The following is a 15,072-nucleotide window of genomic DNA, read 5'->3' on the forward strand; positions in this document are numbered from 1 at the left end:
TTCGAGCCGGTTGTCCGGCGCCTTTTTTAAGCAGCCACCTGACTACCTAGTCGTATGGTGGCCGAGTCGCGCGAATCGCCATTAACTTGCATACGTTTGCAATTTAATCCGCCCATTGGGCCTTTTGGCAAGGCTTTTATTTTTCTGCAGCGCGGCAAAAATCTTTAAAAATAGGGGCTTGTCAGAAAAAAAGATTCGCGTCACTGTTTTGCAAGCGTATGCAATGAAGGGAGTCGGTCATGGCCGAAATTCAGCTTCGCAAAGTGTCCAAGCGCTGGGGCAGCTTTGTTGGCGTGAGGGAATTTGACCTTACGATTGCCGATCAGGAATTTCTGGTGTTGTTGGGTCCATCTGGTTGCGGCAAGACCACGACCATGCGCATGATCGCGGGTCTCGAGGATGCGTCCAGCGGCGATATCCTTGTTGATGGCAAGCGCATCAACGACCTTGACCCTAAAGACCGCGACGTGGCGATGGTGTTTCAATCCTACGCGCTTTACCCAAATATGAACGTCTACGAAAACATCCGCTTTCCGTTGAAGGTGCGCGGAATTCCGGCGAGCGAGCATGACGCGCGTGTCAAACGAGCCTCTGCCATGGTCGAGCTTGACGAATTCCTGCACCGTAAACCGGCAGAGCTGTCAGGCGGCCAACGACAGCGCGTCGCTTTGGCTCGCGCGGTCGTGCGCGAACCCAATGTCTTCTTGATGGATGAACCGTTGTCCAATCTGGATGCCAAACTGCGTGTTTCGACCCGTGCGCAGATTAAGAACCTGAGCCACGAACTCAAGACGACCACCATTTATGTGACGCATGACCAAATCGAGGCGATGACACTGGCCGACCGTGTGGTTGTGATGTCCAAGGGTGTCGTGCAGCAGGTCGGCACGCCGACCGAGATCTATGATCGTCCCGCAAATACATTCGTTGCGGGCTTTATTGGCTCTCCTGCGATGAACCTTGTCGACGGTACGCTTGAAAACGGGACCTTCACGGCCGACAAGATCAGTATCTTCGGCTTACCAACCCAGCATTCCGGCAAAGTCACACTTGGCTTTCGTGCCGAGGACGCAAGCGTGGCTGACAGTCCGGCGCAGGCGAATTCACAGGTCTATTCCCTTGAGCTCTTGGGTGAGGCCACGATGGTCACGATGCGCGCAGGCGGGACAATTGTGTCAGTCAAATCCGGCAAGGAATACCGGACGGAGATTGACGACGCCGTGCACGCGAACATACCCGCCGATATTTGCCATATCTTCGACGCCGAAACGGGAGAGCGCGTCTGATGCCCTATGATGAAAAATCCGCTGCATCACTTGCCGCCGTCAAAGCGATGGAAGCAGGCCTTGCCGCCAATGAAATGGACATGACGAAGTATTTTACCGAAGACTTCATATGGCGTGGCAATCAGGGCTCGGGCACGAAGCGCGGCATCGCGGAATTCCAGCGCAACTGGCAGTTTCCACTGCGAGCGGCTTTCACAGACCGGAAATACGAGACGGAACATTTCATGGCAGATGGCGATTGGGCCTCCTGTTTTGGCCACATCGACGCGCTGCATTCAGGCACTTTCATGGGCATCCCGGCGACCAACAAGCGGGTCAAAATCCCCTACATGGATTTCTGGCGCATCGAAGACGGGCGCATCGCAGACAACCCTGTGTCGGTCGATTTGGCCCATGTTTTGTTCCAGCTCGGCGTTGACGTCTTCGACGGCAAAGGCTGGGAAAACTATGACAACGGCTCAGTCGAGCCGCCAAAGCCGGAGTAGGCACTATGGCGATCAAACACCTCAAATACGGCAAGCCAGAGACCGAGCGTCAGGAAGACGACGCCAAGGTCCGCAAGATTGTGGAAGATACGCTTTCAGATATCGCAGCCCGTGGCGACAAAGCCGTGCGCGAACTGTCTGCGAAATTCGACAATTACGAACCCCAAAGTTTCCGCCTGACCGCGAGCGAAATTGAGGCGGCCATGTCCAAGGTCAGCGCGCGCGATATGGAGGACATCAGATACGCCCAACAACAAATCCGCCGGTTTGCCGAAGCGCAACGCGCCTCCATGACGGATATTGAGATCGAGACCGAACCTGGCGTCTTTCTGGGCCATCGCAACATCCCCGTGCAATCGGTCGGCTGCTATGTGCCGGGCGGCAAGTTTCCCATGGTGGCCTCGGCCCATATGTCGGTCCTTACCGCCTCGGTTGCCAAGGTCCCCCGCATCATCGCTTCGGCGCCTCCGCAAAACGGAGAACCACATCCGGCCATCGTCGCGGCTATGCAGATGGGCGGGGCACACGAAATTTACGTCATGGGAGGCATGCAGGCGGTCGGCTCCATGGCGTTGGGCACAGAAAGTATTGCGCCTGTGCATATGATCGTCGGCCCGGGCAACGCCTTCGTTGCCGAGGCCAAGCGGCAGCTCTTCGGGCGCGTTGGAATCGATCTCTTCGCAGGACCCACCGAAACAATGGTGATCGCCGATGAAACTGCTGCCGACGCCGAACTCTGCGCCACCGATTTGCTGGGCCAAGCCGAACACGGCTATAACTCTCCAGCCGTTTTGCTGACGAACTCGGAAAAACTCGCACGCGAGACAATGGCAGAGATTGAGCGCCTCCTGCAAATCCTTCCCACCGCCAAAACAGCACGCGCCTCATGGGACGACTACGGTGAGGTCATCGTCTGCGATACCTATGATGAAATGCTCGAAGTGGCCGACGATATCGCGAGCGAACACGTACAAGTCATGACCGACCGCGACAATTGGTTCCTCGACAATATGACCTGCTACGGCGCGCTCTTTCTGGGGCCACGCACCAACGTCGCCAACGGCGATAAGGTTATCGGCACAAACCACACGCTGCCAACCAAGAAAGCAGGCCGCTACACCGGTGGGCTTTGGGTGGGCAAATTCCTGAAGACCCACAGCTATCAGCGCATAGAAACCGACAAAGCCGCCGCGGAAATGGGTGCCTACGGCTCGCGGCTTTGCATGCTTGAGGGCTTTGTTGGTCACGCCGAACAATGCAACGTCCGCGTCCGTCGCTACGGTGGTAAGAACGTGCCCTACGGCACTGCGGCAGAGTAATGGCAGGTGTCCGCGAACACATGATGAGCCTGCCGCAAACCCCGTCCTTCAGCCTCACTGGTAAGCGCGCGCTTGTTGCTGGTGCGTCCTCCGGGATTGGTCTGGCCTGTGCGGTGGCCTTGGGTCAGGCCAAGGCTGCGGTTACGCTCGCGGCGCGGTCAACTGACAAACTTGATCAGGCGGTCGACCTGATGACGGCGGCGGGTCTTGCCGCAACCTCGTTCCAGATGGACGTTGCCGATATATCGCGGACACAAGCACAGGTCGCTCAACACGGCCCCTACGACATTCTTGTGAATTCTGCGGGCCTTGCGCGTCATGCGCCGGCCATCGACACGACCGAAGCTGACTTTGACGCTGTCAGTTCGCTCAACATCAAAGGTGCGTATTTCCTCACGCAAGCTGTGGCCAAAGGGCTAATTGCTGTAGGTAAACCCGGTAGCCTGATCAACATTTCTAGTCAGATGGCACTCGTCGGTGGTATCGACCGCGCGGTTTACTGCGCCACCAAACACGCCGTCGAGGGGTTCACGAAATCCATGGCAATCGAATGGGGCCCGCTGGGAATCCGGGTCAACACGATCTGCCCGACCTTCATCCGCACAGCCTTGACCGAACAGACCTTCAATAATCCCGACCGGGTCAAATGGCTGGAAGAAAAGATCAAGCTTGGACGGGTCGGCGAAGTCACCGACATCATGGGGCCAGTGGTCTACCTTGCCTCGGATGCCGCTGCACTTATGACCGGAACACATCTGCTGATCGACGGAGGTTGGACCGCCGACTGATGGAACATGCGCGCATCACATCGCTGCAAGTGGCCGAACGGGCAGGCGTCAGCCAGTCTGCCGTCAGCCGCGTGTTCACACCAGGCGCCTCGGCCAGCGCCAAGACGATCGCCAAGGTCAGGAAGGCCGCAGAGGAGCTTGGCTACCGGCCCAACCGCGTGGCCCGCACGATGATTACCGGCAAGAGCCGGATCATAGGTCTGGTCGTGGCCTATCTCGACAATCAGTTTTACCCGCAAGCGCTCGAACATCTGTCAAATGCGTTGCAGGAAAAAGGCTATCATGTCCTTGTGTTCACAGCGACAAACAGCCCCGAGAAGGTCGAGGAAGTGATGCGCGATCTGCTCGACTTCCAGGTGGACGGGATCATTACGGCCTCGGTTGCTGTGACTTCGGATCTGACAGTGCGCTGCAATGCGGCTGGCATCCCGGTGGTGATGTTCAATCGTGATCAGGATGGTGCGGATGTAAACGCTGTCACCTCGGACAACGTGAATGGGGGTCGCAAGGTCGCTGAGTTCCTTGTGCAATGCGGACATAGGCGCATTGCGCACATTTCCGGGTGGGATGGGTCATCCACCGGCCGTGATCGCCGCCGGGGATTTAGCGAAGGGCTCGCAGCACACGGTCACAAACCACACCAAATCATCGACGGTATGTACAATCGCGATACCGCCTCACAGGCGACGCGCGATTTGATGGATTCCCTGACTCCGCCGGATGCGATCTTTGTCGGCAATGACCATATGGCCTTTGCGGTTATGGACACGCTGCGCCACGAGCTTGGGCTGAAAATTCCTCAGGACGTTGCAATCGTCGGCTTTGACGACGTCCCTCTTGCAGCGTGGCCCTCATATGATCTGACCACCGTGCGCCAACCCCTCAACCGGATGGTCGAGGCAACGGTCGACATGGTGATCGCCCAAATTGATGAAGGTGTTATCGCGCCCCGCCGGGTCGCTTTCGACGGCCCTCTGATCAGACGCAGTTCCACACGCCAACCCAAAGGACAAGAAACATGAAGGGCTTAAATGCCAAGTGGAAAGATCTTCCCGACTATATTATCGGCATTACCAAAGAGATCTGGGAAGATCGCGGTGTCGGCACGCTGAACCATTACTATGCGCCCGACATTCCCGTGCGCTCACCCATGGGCGTTGCCGTCGGTAATCAGGCGACAATTGCCGCAACAATGGCAACGATCAACGAATTCCCGGATCGAGAACTTCTGGGCGAGGACGTCATCTGGTCGGGCAACGAAGATGATGGCTTTCTGTCCTCTCACCGCCTGCTGACCAAGGCGACACATACGCGGGATGGTCAATTCGGCCCGGCCACCGGCAAGCCGTGGGTCGTGCGCGTGATCGCCGATTGCGCGGTCAAGAATGACACGATCTATGACGAATGGCTGATCCGCGACTACGGCGGAATCGTGCGGCAACTCGGCATGGACCCGCGTGAATATGCCGCCGGTTTGATTGAAAAAGAGGGTGGTCCAGGCAATGCCAAACCCGCCTTCACCCCTGCGATAGATGTTCAGGGAGACTACAAAGGTACAGGCAATGATAACCAGTGGGGCCAACGCTACGCCGATATTCTAACCCGGATCATGGATAAGGATTTTACAGCGATTAATCGCAATCTTGATCGTGCCGTGATTGGGGAATACGCAGGGGCACAGACCTCCATCGGGCGCGAAGGCTCCATGGCCTTCTGGGTCGGTCTGCGATCCTCTTTCCCCAATGCGATCTTCAAGATCCACCACCAGATCGGCATGGATGCCGACATGCTCTCACCCCGCGCCGCGATCCGCTGGTCGCTTGACGGTGTCCACGAGGGTTGGGGTAGTTTCGGCGCGCCGACCGGCGCGCCGGTGCATGTGATGGGCATGTGTCACGCAGAATTCGGACCATGGGGCCTGCGCCGTGAATTCGCGCTCTACGACGAAATTGCAGTCTGGAAGCAAATCTTGATGGGCGCCGCCTGAGGCTCATCGCAGTGCGTTGTTTTAGACAAATGAATAAAGGGCCGCGCGCCCAGAGGAGACGACAATGACACCCGCAGAGATGGAAGCCCGCATCATACGCTACGGCGAATTGCAACCGTGCAAGACCGCCTTCATCGACGCCCACACACCGGGTAGTGATCAGAAAGAAAACTTCACGATCATCGGTGGTGGCGTGTCTGAATCTCCAGATCAACACGTCCACATCTCCATCCCGCACGGTTTCAACATCGGCGCGGCTGGGCAACCTCCGAAATGCCGCAACAGCCTGCACGATCACCGCACTGCAGAGGCGTTTTTCGTTTTATCCGGACGCTGGCGGTTCTTTTGGGGCCGTTGGGGCGACGCAGGTGAAGTGACGCTGGAGCAGGGCGATATCTTCAACATCCCCACGGGCATCTTCCGTGGGTTCGAGAACATCGGCACCGACTACGGGATGATCATGGCCATCCTGGGCGGCGATAATGCTGGTGGGGGTGTCATGTGGGCGCCGCAAGTGATCGAGGATGCCGCTGACCACGGGCTTGTGCTTGGCGAGGACGGCAAGCTTTACGACACCAAGAAACAGCAACGCCTGCCTGACGGTGTGAAACCCATGCCACTGATGAGCGACGAGGAACTGGCCAAGCGGCCAGAGCCAACGACGGCCGAGGTGCTGCCTAACCACGTGGCACGCTATTGGGATATGGTCGCTTTGGCCGACAAAAAACCGTGCAAGGTCATCGGCGCGACAGGCCTGTTGCGCGACAAGCCCGGTTTTGAGGTAGATTTTGTAACACGCGCTAGCGCATCCGAGGCAAAGCATAGCCACAATCGCCCGTCGGTTCTGATGCCGGTTGCCGGTCATTGGCGCGTAGATTGGGATGGCGGCAGCGCGACTCTTGCGCCGGGCGATACAATGAGCGTGCCGGAAAATCTGCCGCATAGTGCCGTGCCAGTGATGTCCGGCGAGGCTGCGCTTTACCATATTGTCGGCACCGATGATCCGGCTGGATTGACCTGGCAAGGGTAACGATATGGATGCAAAGCCGGAAGACCTGGACTGCATATATCAAAGCGCTGTCTTGGCGCATAGAACTAAGGATTGAACCATGCTCCTGACCACCCATGTCGGCTCTCTGCCGCGCACGCAAGATGTCGTCGATTTCATTTTTGCCCGTGAAAACCTGCAACCTTATGATCAGTCGGAGTTTGACGCCTGTATGACCGCCGCCGTAGCCGAGACGGTGGGCAAACAGAAAAAGGCGGGTATCGACATCGTATCGGATGGCGAAACTTCCAAGATCAGCTATGCCACCTATGTCAAGGATCGCTACACAGGGTTCGACGGCGACAGCCCGCGCAATGCGCCCGCTGATCTTAAAATGTTCCCCGGTTTTCTGAAAAGGCTGGCTGATGACGGCGGCACCCCGAAATATGCGCGACCGATGTGCGTCGGCGAAGTAAAATCGAAGGGGCAAGACGAGTTGAAAAAAGACATCGCCAACCTGAAGGCGGCGATGGCGACCCATGGCGTCGAGCGCGGTTTCATGAATGCGGCGTCACCAGGTGTTATCGCGCTGTTTTTGCAGAATGATTTCTACAAGACGCGTGAGGCTTATCTGGCGGCGTTGGCGGATGCGATGAAGGCCGAGTATGAGACTATCGTGGCCTCGGGACTGGATCTGCAATTGGACTGCCCGGATTTGGCGCTCTCGCGACACATGCTGTTTGCCGATCTCACCGATGCAGAGTTCGTCAAGATCGCAAATGCCCATGTGGAAGCGCTGAACCACGCGCTGTCAGACGTCCCGCAGGACAAAGTGAGGGTGCATATCTGCTGGGGCAATTACGAAGGGCCACATTGCTGCGATATCAGCATGGAGAAGGTTTTTGACACGCTGATGTCCACGAAATCGCGCTATGTGTTGTTTGAAACATCCAACCCGCGTCACGGCCACGAATGGACCACCTTCCGCGACCGCAAGAATGACATCCCCGACGACAAAATCCTCGTCCCTGGCGTAGTCGACACCACGACAAACTTCGTAGAACACCCAAAACTGGTTGCGCAACGCCTCGAACGCTTTATCGGCATAGTCGGCGGGGACCGAGTCATTGCAGGATCTGACTGCGGCTTTGGCACCTTCGCCGGTTTCGGTTCGGTCGATCCCGATATCGCTTATGCCAAGCTACGCTCATTGGCCGACGGGGCTGCGCTGGCGTTATGACACCGCTGGTTCTGCTTCCGGGTATGATGTGTGACGCGCGGCTTTGGTTTCCACAGATAGCCGCATTCTCTGGCAAACGGGTTGTGCAGACAGCGCCAATGAACGGTGAAGATATATGTGATATCGCCACTGCAATCCTTGCTGACGCGCCGCCCGTCTTCGCTTTGGCTGGCCTGTCGATGGGCGGGATCGTTGCAATGGAAATCTTGCGACAAGCACCCGAGCGTATCGAGCGTATTGCGCTCCTTGACACGAACCCTCTGCCTGAACTTCCAGAAGTTGCCGCCCGACGCGAACCACAAATTGTCAAAGTCCAACAAGGCGACCTGATCGCTGTGATGCGCGACGAGATGAAACCCAATTACCTTGCGGATGGCCCAGACAGGTCTGAAATCCTTGATCTTTGTATGGAAATGGCCCAGACCCTTGGCCCGGAAATCTTCGCGGCCCAATCGCGCGCGCTGCAAACGCGACCCAATCAAGTTGAAACGCTTGAGGCAAGCAAGATCCCGACCCTCATCCTGTGCGGTCGCGATGATAGGCTTTGCCCCATCGCAAGACACCAGTTGATGCACGACCTCATGCCACACGCAGAATTCACGATCATCGAAGGCGCGGGTCACCTACCGACCCTCGAACAACCCACCGAAACCACAGCGGCAATCGCCCGCTGGCTGGAGGCCTCATGAACAACACTCTGCTGAAACTCCTGCGCTCCGTTGACACGCCCACCGTCTGCAATGCCATCGAAGTGGCGCAGGGCAAGCGTGGCTTTAACGCCTTCACGCGCGGCACGATGCTGTGCTCGGCTCCTGACGATCCACCTGTCGTCGGTTACGCAATCACCGCGAAAATCAAAGCCGTCGAACCACCTACAGAAGCGCCCGATGTTATTCGCGCCCGCCGTATGGCCTATTACAAGATGATGGCAGAAGCCCCCAAACCGGGCGTAGCCGTCATCGAAGATATCGATTACCCGGACGCAATCGGGGCCTTCTGGGGTGAGGTGAATACCACGATCCACAAAGGTTTCGGGCTGTCGGGCACACTAACAAACGGAGTCATGCGCGACCTTGGCGACATGGCGGAAGGTTATCCCGTTATCGCCGGCTCCATCGGCCCAAGCCACGGGTTTGTACATGTCAAAGACCTTGGCAACCCAGTCACAATTTTTGGCATGACGGTGAAGCAGGGCGAATTGATTCATGCTGATCGACATGGCGCGGTTGTGGTTCCGCCGGAGGTCGTGAACCATCTTACCGATGCGATCAGAAAGATGCAGGATACGGAGCAGCTTATCCTAGGTCCAGCACGCGCAGCTGGATTTGATTTTGCAACCTTCGAAGCGGCATGGGAGGCATTCGAAAAATCGCGAACGTAGTTGCACATATTTGTTTCCGAAGGCACTGCATGCATCAAAGTGCCGGGTAGAACGTAAGTTGCCGGCCGTTCATCCGCAGCGAAAAACAACTTCGTCCGTGAACTGAAAGTTCAACGCCTGAACTATGTTGCGAGCCACACCAATTACCGTTCCCCCTCGGTGCTGCCGCATGGTGTCTTTCGCCCATGCGGCAATTTTTGCGCTGCAAGCGCACACAGCAAGAATCCAACACTTCCGCAATGGGCTACTTGCTTTGTCCGCGCAGCCGCCGTTGGGGGCTCAGTCACCTCGGCTGAAACTCAGACGACCGGTTTGAGCCCACTTTGGCAAAAATCCGCAACGCCACGAATGTTTGCTTCTGAGGGCAAGCAAAAAAGGAAAACGGCCAGGTGATGTCGGCGGTTCATTGATGATCCAGCCAATTGGTGTGTGAATTAGGTCCGATAAGGCTCAATCCGATCCGCCGACAATGCATAGCCAATTTCCGCCAGCTCCGTGTAAATCGAAGAGACGCCGAACATACCAACCACGTTGACCGGTTCAAACAGCCCTTCGCTTTCATAAGGTTCTTCCGTGGTGACAAAGACCAGCTGATTGGCGGGAGGCGGAGGTACATGCACACAGGCACCGACATAGGGCACAAGGATAAATGCTGTGACGCCGGTGCCCGAATAGTCAATCGGCACGATAAAACCGGGAAGTCGGACAACTTGCCCGTTCCAATCCAACCGGACTCCGCTTGAGGCGGGCTGCTGATTTGAAAGCGGCGCGCTGTCATGATCGATAAAAGCCCTTAGGTCGTTTGGGATCGCTGTTTGATTCTCAGGAAGCAGGTCTTCCCAATCAAGGTCGATCACCTCTTCGGCCTGCACACCATTTGGCAAAAGCGCCGTCGTTGCCAAGCCTGCGAGGAGCGCGCGTCGATTGAGAGTACGGATTACCATGTGAAAAGTTCTATCTCGTCTGCCACAAGTGCGTAGCCGGTTTCGGCAATTTCGGTCGATTTAAGCTGTGTCGACATTGTCCCCGTGACCCAAACAGCGTTCCATGGGTCCTCAATCTGCCGAGGTGGATCGACGGTCGTATACACCAACTGGTTTGGTGGTGGCGGCGGTGTATGGATGCATGCGCCCACGTAGGGCACAAGAATGAAGGCAGACGTGCCTGCCGACGTCAGATCAAGCGGCACGATGAAGCCGGGCATGCGGATGTAGGCGCCAGCGAGTGCTTCGTTCAGTTTGGTAGCATTGGCGTCGTAGATGGGTTTCCAGATATCGTTGACTTCATCCATGTCGCCTTCCCCGATGATCTCGGAATAGGGCACGCCGGGCGGGATCAACATATCCCAGGTCACGGGAAGCGGAGTCTCGGCCATGGCTGCGCGTGGGCCGAGGACCAAAACACTTGCCGCGCCGAGCATTTGGCGGCGATTGATCGAGGATGTATTCTTAAAGTTCATCATGATTTAATCATCATACCATCGGCCACAGACAAGCGATAGGCTCGCAAGGCTGGAACCATGCTCACAATTGCGCCAGCGGCGACAACGCCAAGAATGACATAGACCTCGCGGAGACTGGGCGCGTCGATGGGCAACCATAAGCCAAATGCGCTATCCACGATTGGCTGCGCAATGAACAAACCTGCATAAAGCAAAGCAACACCAAGCAAAGCGCCAAAGGCGGCCATCAGCATGGCTTCAAAGACCAGCATGCCAAGGATCGTCGCTGGCCGCGCGCCCATCGCCCGGAAGATTGCCATTTCGCGCCGGCGCTCATTGAGGCTGGAAAAGATCGTCGCCATCATGCCAATAAGCGCGGTCACGACAACCATCGCCGAGACGGCCAAAAGCGCTGTTTCGGCAATACCGACGATCCCCCAAAGCTCTTGCAATGCGACACCCGGCAGGATCGCAAGCAATGGTTCTTCGGGGTATTCGTTGATCGCACGTTGCAGGGCAAACGTCTGCAGCGGGCTTTCGACACCGACCAAGGCGGCTGTGATTGCTTTGGGCGTCAGCTCCATCCCGCGGATCACATCCACAGGCGTAGACTGGCCGGGGATCTGGGCGCCACTCTGCCAGTCAACGTGGATCGCCTCGATCGCTTCCATACTGACGATCACGGTGCGGTCCACCGGTGTGCCAGTCTTTTCCAGTATACCTGACACGCGGAATGGCTGGTCTTTGTGCTCTGTAAAGGATGCCAGCCCATGGGCGACGACAATGGGGTCATCAACGCTGTACCCCAGTGTCGTGGCGACGTCGGCACCAATGACCGTATCAAACAGGTCATCCATGATGACCCCGTCAGACATCGCCAGCGCGCGGCCTTGCCGATATTTGTAATGATCAAAAAACGCCTGTGTCGTGCCCATGACCCGGAATTGGCGATGGCTGTCACCCAGCGAGATCGGCACGATCCAGTCAACCTCGGGGCGGTCTGCAATGTCCTGATAGCTTTCCCATGTAACGTTGTTGGTCGCATTGCCGATACGGAAGACTGAATAGAGGAGCAACTGGACTGACCCGGATCGCGCCCCGATGATTAGGTCGGTGCCGGAAATCGTGTCTGCAAAGCTGGCCTTGGCTCCTGTGCGCACCTTTTCAACACCAAGGAACAATGCGACCGATAGCCCAATGGCAAGGATCGTCATGCCCACCGTCAAGGCACGCGCAAAGAGCGATGCTAAGGCAAGCCGCAGGGTCATGCAGCTGCCCTTTCAATCAGCGCGATGTCTTCCATGCTGATCACTCGGTCGAAACGCTCACCTAATCGCGGGTCGTGACTGACCATCAAGAGTGACGTCCCATGGGTCGCGGTCTGGGCAAACAGCAGGTCTAGGAACGCCACTTGACTGTTTGCATCAAGCGCCGAGGTTGGTTCATCCGCGACGATCAGAGGCGGTTGCCCGATCAGAGCGCGGGCGACGGCAACGCGCTGTTGTTGTCCAACGCTCAGTGTGTTGGCCTTGGCCTGGGTGATGTCTGTTGGCAAACCCAGTGCTGTGCACAGGTTTGCGGCCTCGCTCGCCGCATGACCGGCTCGAGCGCGCCTCTCGGGGGCAAAACGAAGCGGCAATAGGATATTGTCGACGACAGACCCAAATGGCAGCAGATTGAATTGCTGAAAGATCACGCCAATCTGTTCCGCCCGAAACCGATCCCGCGCAGCACCCGATAGTCCAGCGATGTTAGTCCCGGCGACCTTAACTGTGCCGCGATCCGGCAGGACCGTCCCGCAGATCAGAGACAAGAGTGTCGATTTTCCCGAACCACTTTCGCCTAGCAGCAAAACCGATTCACCTTTTGCCACCGACAGATCAGGCACGGTCAGCGAGAATGCTGTCCGCCCCGGCCACCGGTAGGCAACTTTGGAGAGTGCTAGAACTGCATCACCCACCTGCATTCAGCGTTCCAGATCCAAGATAGGTGTGTCACGTTCCACTTCGAAAGCCCGTGCACCCGCTGACGTGATCAACTGCACCTGAACCTCTTGCGCATTCGGGAACGTCTCGAAGTAGGCGAATGTGATCTTGCTTAGGGCATCCGGATTATCGCAGGTCAGTCTATACTCTGCGTGGAATTCGGTGTGGCCTGCCTCTTCAGCATGGTCTTCGTGCCCATGATCGTCATGGTCGTCTTCGGCATGATCATCTTTATGCTCTCCGCCATGATCCTCATTCTCCTCGTCGCTTTCGAGCTCCGCCTGCGCCTCGGTCACGGTGCAGTCCGCAGCACCTGGGACGACGAAAAGATCGAGCGGTGAGCGCAAGGTCGCAATCGCGGCATCAAGTGCTGCAAGATCGGCATCACTTTCCGCCTTAAATTCAAACCCGACAATGTCTGCTCCCGGGGCATGAAATTCCATAGCTACCGTCGTCCCCTCAATGGCAATGTCCAGCATCCCGACGCCATGTTCATGGGCGTCAAGCTGGCGTGTTTCCTGGGCAAAGGCTGGTATGGCAGCAACGAAAGCAATGAGAGAAAGTGTTTGTTTCATGATTAGTCCGGCATGATTGAACGTGAGAAGGATCAGGCAGAGCAAGCTTCGCACTGTCCGTGAATTTCAACGATATGGCGATCCGCCCGAAAGGCGCTTTGATCGGTCAGGGCCGTAAGTTTTGGCAGGAGTTCACTGCCGTCATGCTCTTCAACCGATCCGCAATCCTCGCAGATTGCAAGAACAGGGACACTTTCCAAATGACTGCAACGACACGGCACAAAGGCCTTGATCGATTCAAGACGGTGCGCGCGCCCCTGATCTGTCAAAGCCGACAACGTCCGATAAACAGTTGGTGGCGCGATATCTGGCTCTCTGGTCTGAAGCTGTTCGAGAATCTGATATGCCGTCATAGGTTTGTCACAAGCGTTCAATACGCTCAGGACATCTGTTTGCCTCGCTGCAGCACGTTTTCTCATCGCTCAGACTCCGTCGTTTCGCAATTATTATTTTATAAAATAACAAACGGCAAGCTGAAGCTACCTCATTCTTCCATTCAGGTCATTAGAGCGACTGCCGCGAAGGTCTGAACCCTTTTTTTCGGATCGCGGTTGGCTTCGCATCTCGATGAGCCAGAAAACAACGACAATCCCGCTGGTCATGCCAGACTCCCGATGCGCCCGCATTTGACAGTGCAAGTTCCTTTTTACAGGTTGACCGGAGGTGTCGTGATGGAGGTCAAAACGGCGGTCACGATCAGTATCAAAAGGACTGCGAAGGCCTCGAATTGAATGGATCGGCGCAGATGTCCCGCAGCCTCCGGCGCACCAGAGGCGAGGGCAGGGACGAGCCACCATTTGTTGAGCGTCGCAAGGATCATCAGACCACTCACCGCCGCAAGTTTCGCGATCAACGTCCAGCCATAGGCAGTGGTCAACAGTTCGGTGAGCGAACCAGTCATCAGCCATGCGAAAACCAGGCCAACGATCACCAAAAATGCCACAGTGACACTGGCAACGGTTCCGAAGCGGTGCAGAAGGGACGCCCCCTCCGGTAGGCTTATTGCCCGCCTCAGTGGAGCCAGAGCCCCGACCCAGAATGCGGCGGTCAACAGATGCACCGTTAACAGAGCGGCCAGCAGCCAGCGGGGATCACCAAGCGAATGACCGATGAAGGTGTAGGACAGGGCAACGAGGAGTGCCCCAACGAGCCCTGCCGCCAGACCGATTGTCCCTTTGATCAGCAGGGCGACTATCAGCAACTCACCCACGCCGCGCCAGATCGCAGCTGTTCCGAGTGGGCTGTTCCAGACAAAGCCAAGCATCATCGGATCGACCGCCCCTGACAGGCCCATCCCGGATATGCGGGCCGCGCGGATACCAAACCGGGTTGCCAGAACGGCCATGCCGATCAGAGCCGCGATGACAGCAATTTTGCGGGCGAGTTGCCGCGCATCGGCATGGGCCGTCGGGAACGCAGCCAGAAACAATGGGCCACCTATGGCAAGCAGCGCAGCCGCGTAGCCAGCCGCCTTGAAGGCAATGGCCACGCCAGTCCAACCGTCTATGGGGGCGAGACCTTCCACGCGATCACTCGGAGACCGTGAAGCCGAAGGTGCCTTGCATCGGGTGGCCGTCCGCAGAGAGGCCCCGCCAGT

Annotated in this window: 17 protein-coding genes; 10 read left to right on the plus strand and 7 right to left on the minus strand. The window is 57.0% G+C overall.

Features of this window, described 5'->3' with window-relative positions:
- Positions 1-239: 239 nt before the first annotated feature.
- The 10 genes from C8N45_RS19400 (at position 240) to C8N45_RS19445 (ending at position 9,474) form a co-directional block, all read left to right on the plus strand.
- Positions 240-1,286, plus strand: coding sequence for an ABC transporter ATP-binding protein (locus C8N45_RS19400; protein ID WP_108388042.1), 1,047 nt, complete (start codon positions 240-242; stop codon positions 1,284-1,286).
- Positions 1,286-1,771: an ester cyclase gene (locus C8N45_RS19405; RefSeq protein WP_108388044.1), complete on the plus strand. Its 486-nt coding sequence runs from the start codon at positions 1,286-1,288 to the stop codon at positions 1,769-1,771. Before C8N45_RS19400 ends, C8N45_RS19405 begins: the two co-directional genes overlap by 1 nt.
- Before the next feature lie 5 nt (positions 1,772-1,776).
- Positions 1,777-3,090, plus strand: coding sequence for a histidinol dehydrogenase (gene hisD / locus C8N45_RS19410; protein WP_108388046.1), 1,314 nt, complete (start codon positions 1,777-1,779; stop codon positions 3,088-3,090).
- Positions 3,091-3,113: 23 nt separating this feature from the next.
- The gene (locus tag C8N45_RS19415; RefSeq protein WP_245882766.1) at positions 3,114-3,878 is read left to right on the plus strand and encodes an SDR family NAD(P)-dependent oxidoreductase; all 765 of its coding nucleotides are present in this window, start codon (positions 3,114-3,116) and stop codon (positions 3,876-3,878) included.
- The gene (locus C8N45_RS19420) at positions 3,878-4,900 is read left to right on the plus strand and encodes a LacI family DNA-binding transcriptional regulator (protein WP_108388048.1); all 1,023 of its coding nucleotides are present in this window, start codon (positions 3,878-3,880) and stop codon (positions 4,898-4,900) included. Before C8N45_RS19415 ends, C8N45_RS19420 begins: the two co-directional genes overlap by 1 nt.
- On the plus strand, positions 4,897-5,865 hold the full coding sequence (locus C8N45_RS19425) for a nuclear transport factor 2 family protein (RefSeq protein ID WP_108388050.1): 969 nt from the start codon (positions 4,897-4,899) through the stop codon (positions 5,863-5,865). The genes C8N45_RS19420 and C8N45_RS19425 overlap by 4 nt, the downstream gene beginning before the upstream one ends.
- Before the next feature lie 64 nt (positions 5,866-5,929).
- Entirely contained in the window at positions 5,930-6,895 is a 966-nt protein-coding gene (locus tag C8N45_RS19430; RefSeq protein WP_108388052.1) for a cupin domain-containing protein, read from the plus strand.
- A 79-nt stretch (positions 6,896-6,974) separates the two neighbouring features.
- Complete coding sequence (locus C8N45_RS19435) at positions 6,975-8,093, plus strand: cobalamin-independent methionine synthase II family protein (protein WP_108388054.1); 1,119 nt, start codon at positions 6,975-6,977, stop codon at positions 8,091-8,093.
- Entirely contained in the window at positions 8,090-8,782 is a 693-nt protein-coding gene (locus C8N45_RS19440) for an alpha/beta fold hydrolase (RefSeq protein ID WP_108388056.1), read from the plus strand. Before C8N45_RS19435 ends, C8N45_RS19440 begins: the two co-directional genes overlap by 4 nt.
- The gene (locus C8N45_RS19445; RefSeq protein WP_108388058.1) at positions 8,779-9,474 is read left to right on the plus strand and encodes an RraA family protein; all 696 of its coding nucleotides are present in this window, start codon (positions 8,779-8,781) and stop codon (positions 9,472-9,474) included. The genes C8N45_RS19440 and C8N45_RS19445 overlap by 4 nt, the downstream gene beginning before the upstream one ends.
- A 434-nt stretch (positions 9,475-9,908) precedes the next feature.
- Here the strand turns inward: C8N45_RS19445 and C8N45_RS19450 are convergent, their stop codons facing one another.
- The 7 genes from C8N45_RS19450 to C8N45_RS19480 all read right to left on the minus strand — a co-directional run.
- Positions 9,909-10,418: a DUF3299 domain-containing protein gene (locus C8N45_RS19450; protein WP_108388060.1), complete on the minus strand. Its 510-nt coding sequence runs from the start codon at positions 10,416-10,418 to the stop codon at positions 9,909-9,911.
- The gene (locus tag C8N45_RS19455; protein WP_245882759.1) at positions 10,412-10,936 is read right to left on the minus strand and encodes a DUF3299 domain-containing protein; all 525 of its coding nucleotides are present in this window, start codon (positions 10,934-10,936) and stop codon (positions 10,412-10,414) included. Before C8N45_RS19455 ends, C8N45_RS19450 begins: the two co-directional genes overlap by 7 nt.
- Positions 10,933-12,183, minus strand: coding sequence for an ABC transporter permease (locus C8N45_RS19460; RefSeq protein WP_108388062.1), 1,251 nt, complete (start codon positions 12,181-12,183; stop codon positions 10,933-10,935). Before C8N45_RS19460 ends, C8N45_RS19455 begins: the two co-directional genes overlap by 4 nt.
- Positions 12,180-12,881 (minus strand): ABC transporter ATP-binding protein, encoded by a 702-nt coding sequence (locus C8N45_RS19465; protein ID WP_168769530.1) that lies wholly within the window; start codon positions 12,879-12,881, stop codon positions 12,180-12,182. The genes C8N45_RS19460 and C8N45_RS19465 overlap by 4 nt, the downstream gene beginning before the upstream one ends.
- Positions 12,882-13,475, minus strand: coding sequence for a zinc uptake protein ZrgA (gene zrgA, locus C8N45_RS19470; protein WP_108388064.1), 594 nt, complete (start codon positions 13,473-13,475; stop codon positions 12,882-12,884). It abuts the gene before it with no gap.
- Positions 13,476-13,507: 32 nt separating this feature from the next.
- Positions 13,508-13,894: a Fur family transcriptional regulator gene (locus C8N45_RS19475; protein WP_108388066.1), complete on the minus strand. Its 387-nt coding sequence runs from the start codon at positions 13,892-13,894 to the stop codon at positions 13,508-13,510.
- A 227-nt stretch (positions 13,895-14,121) separates the two neighbouring features.
- On the minus strand, positions 14,122-15,072 hold a 951-nt coding region (locus tag C8N45_RS19480; protein ID WP_309499228.1), incomplete at its 5' end, for a CopD family protein.

The organism is Yoonia sediminilitoris (genome assembly GCF_003058085.1).
GTDB classification, from domain to species: Bacteria; Pseudomonadota; Alphaproteobacteria; order Rhodobacterales; family Rhodobacteraceae; genus Yoonia; species Yoonia sediminilitoris.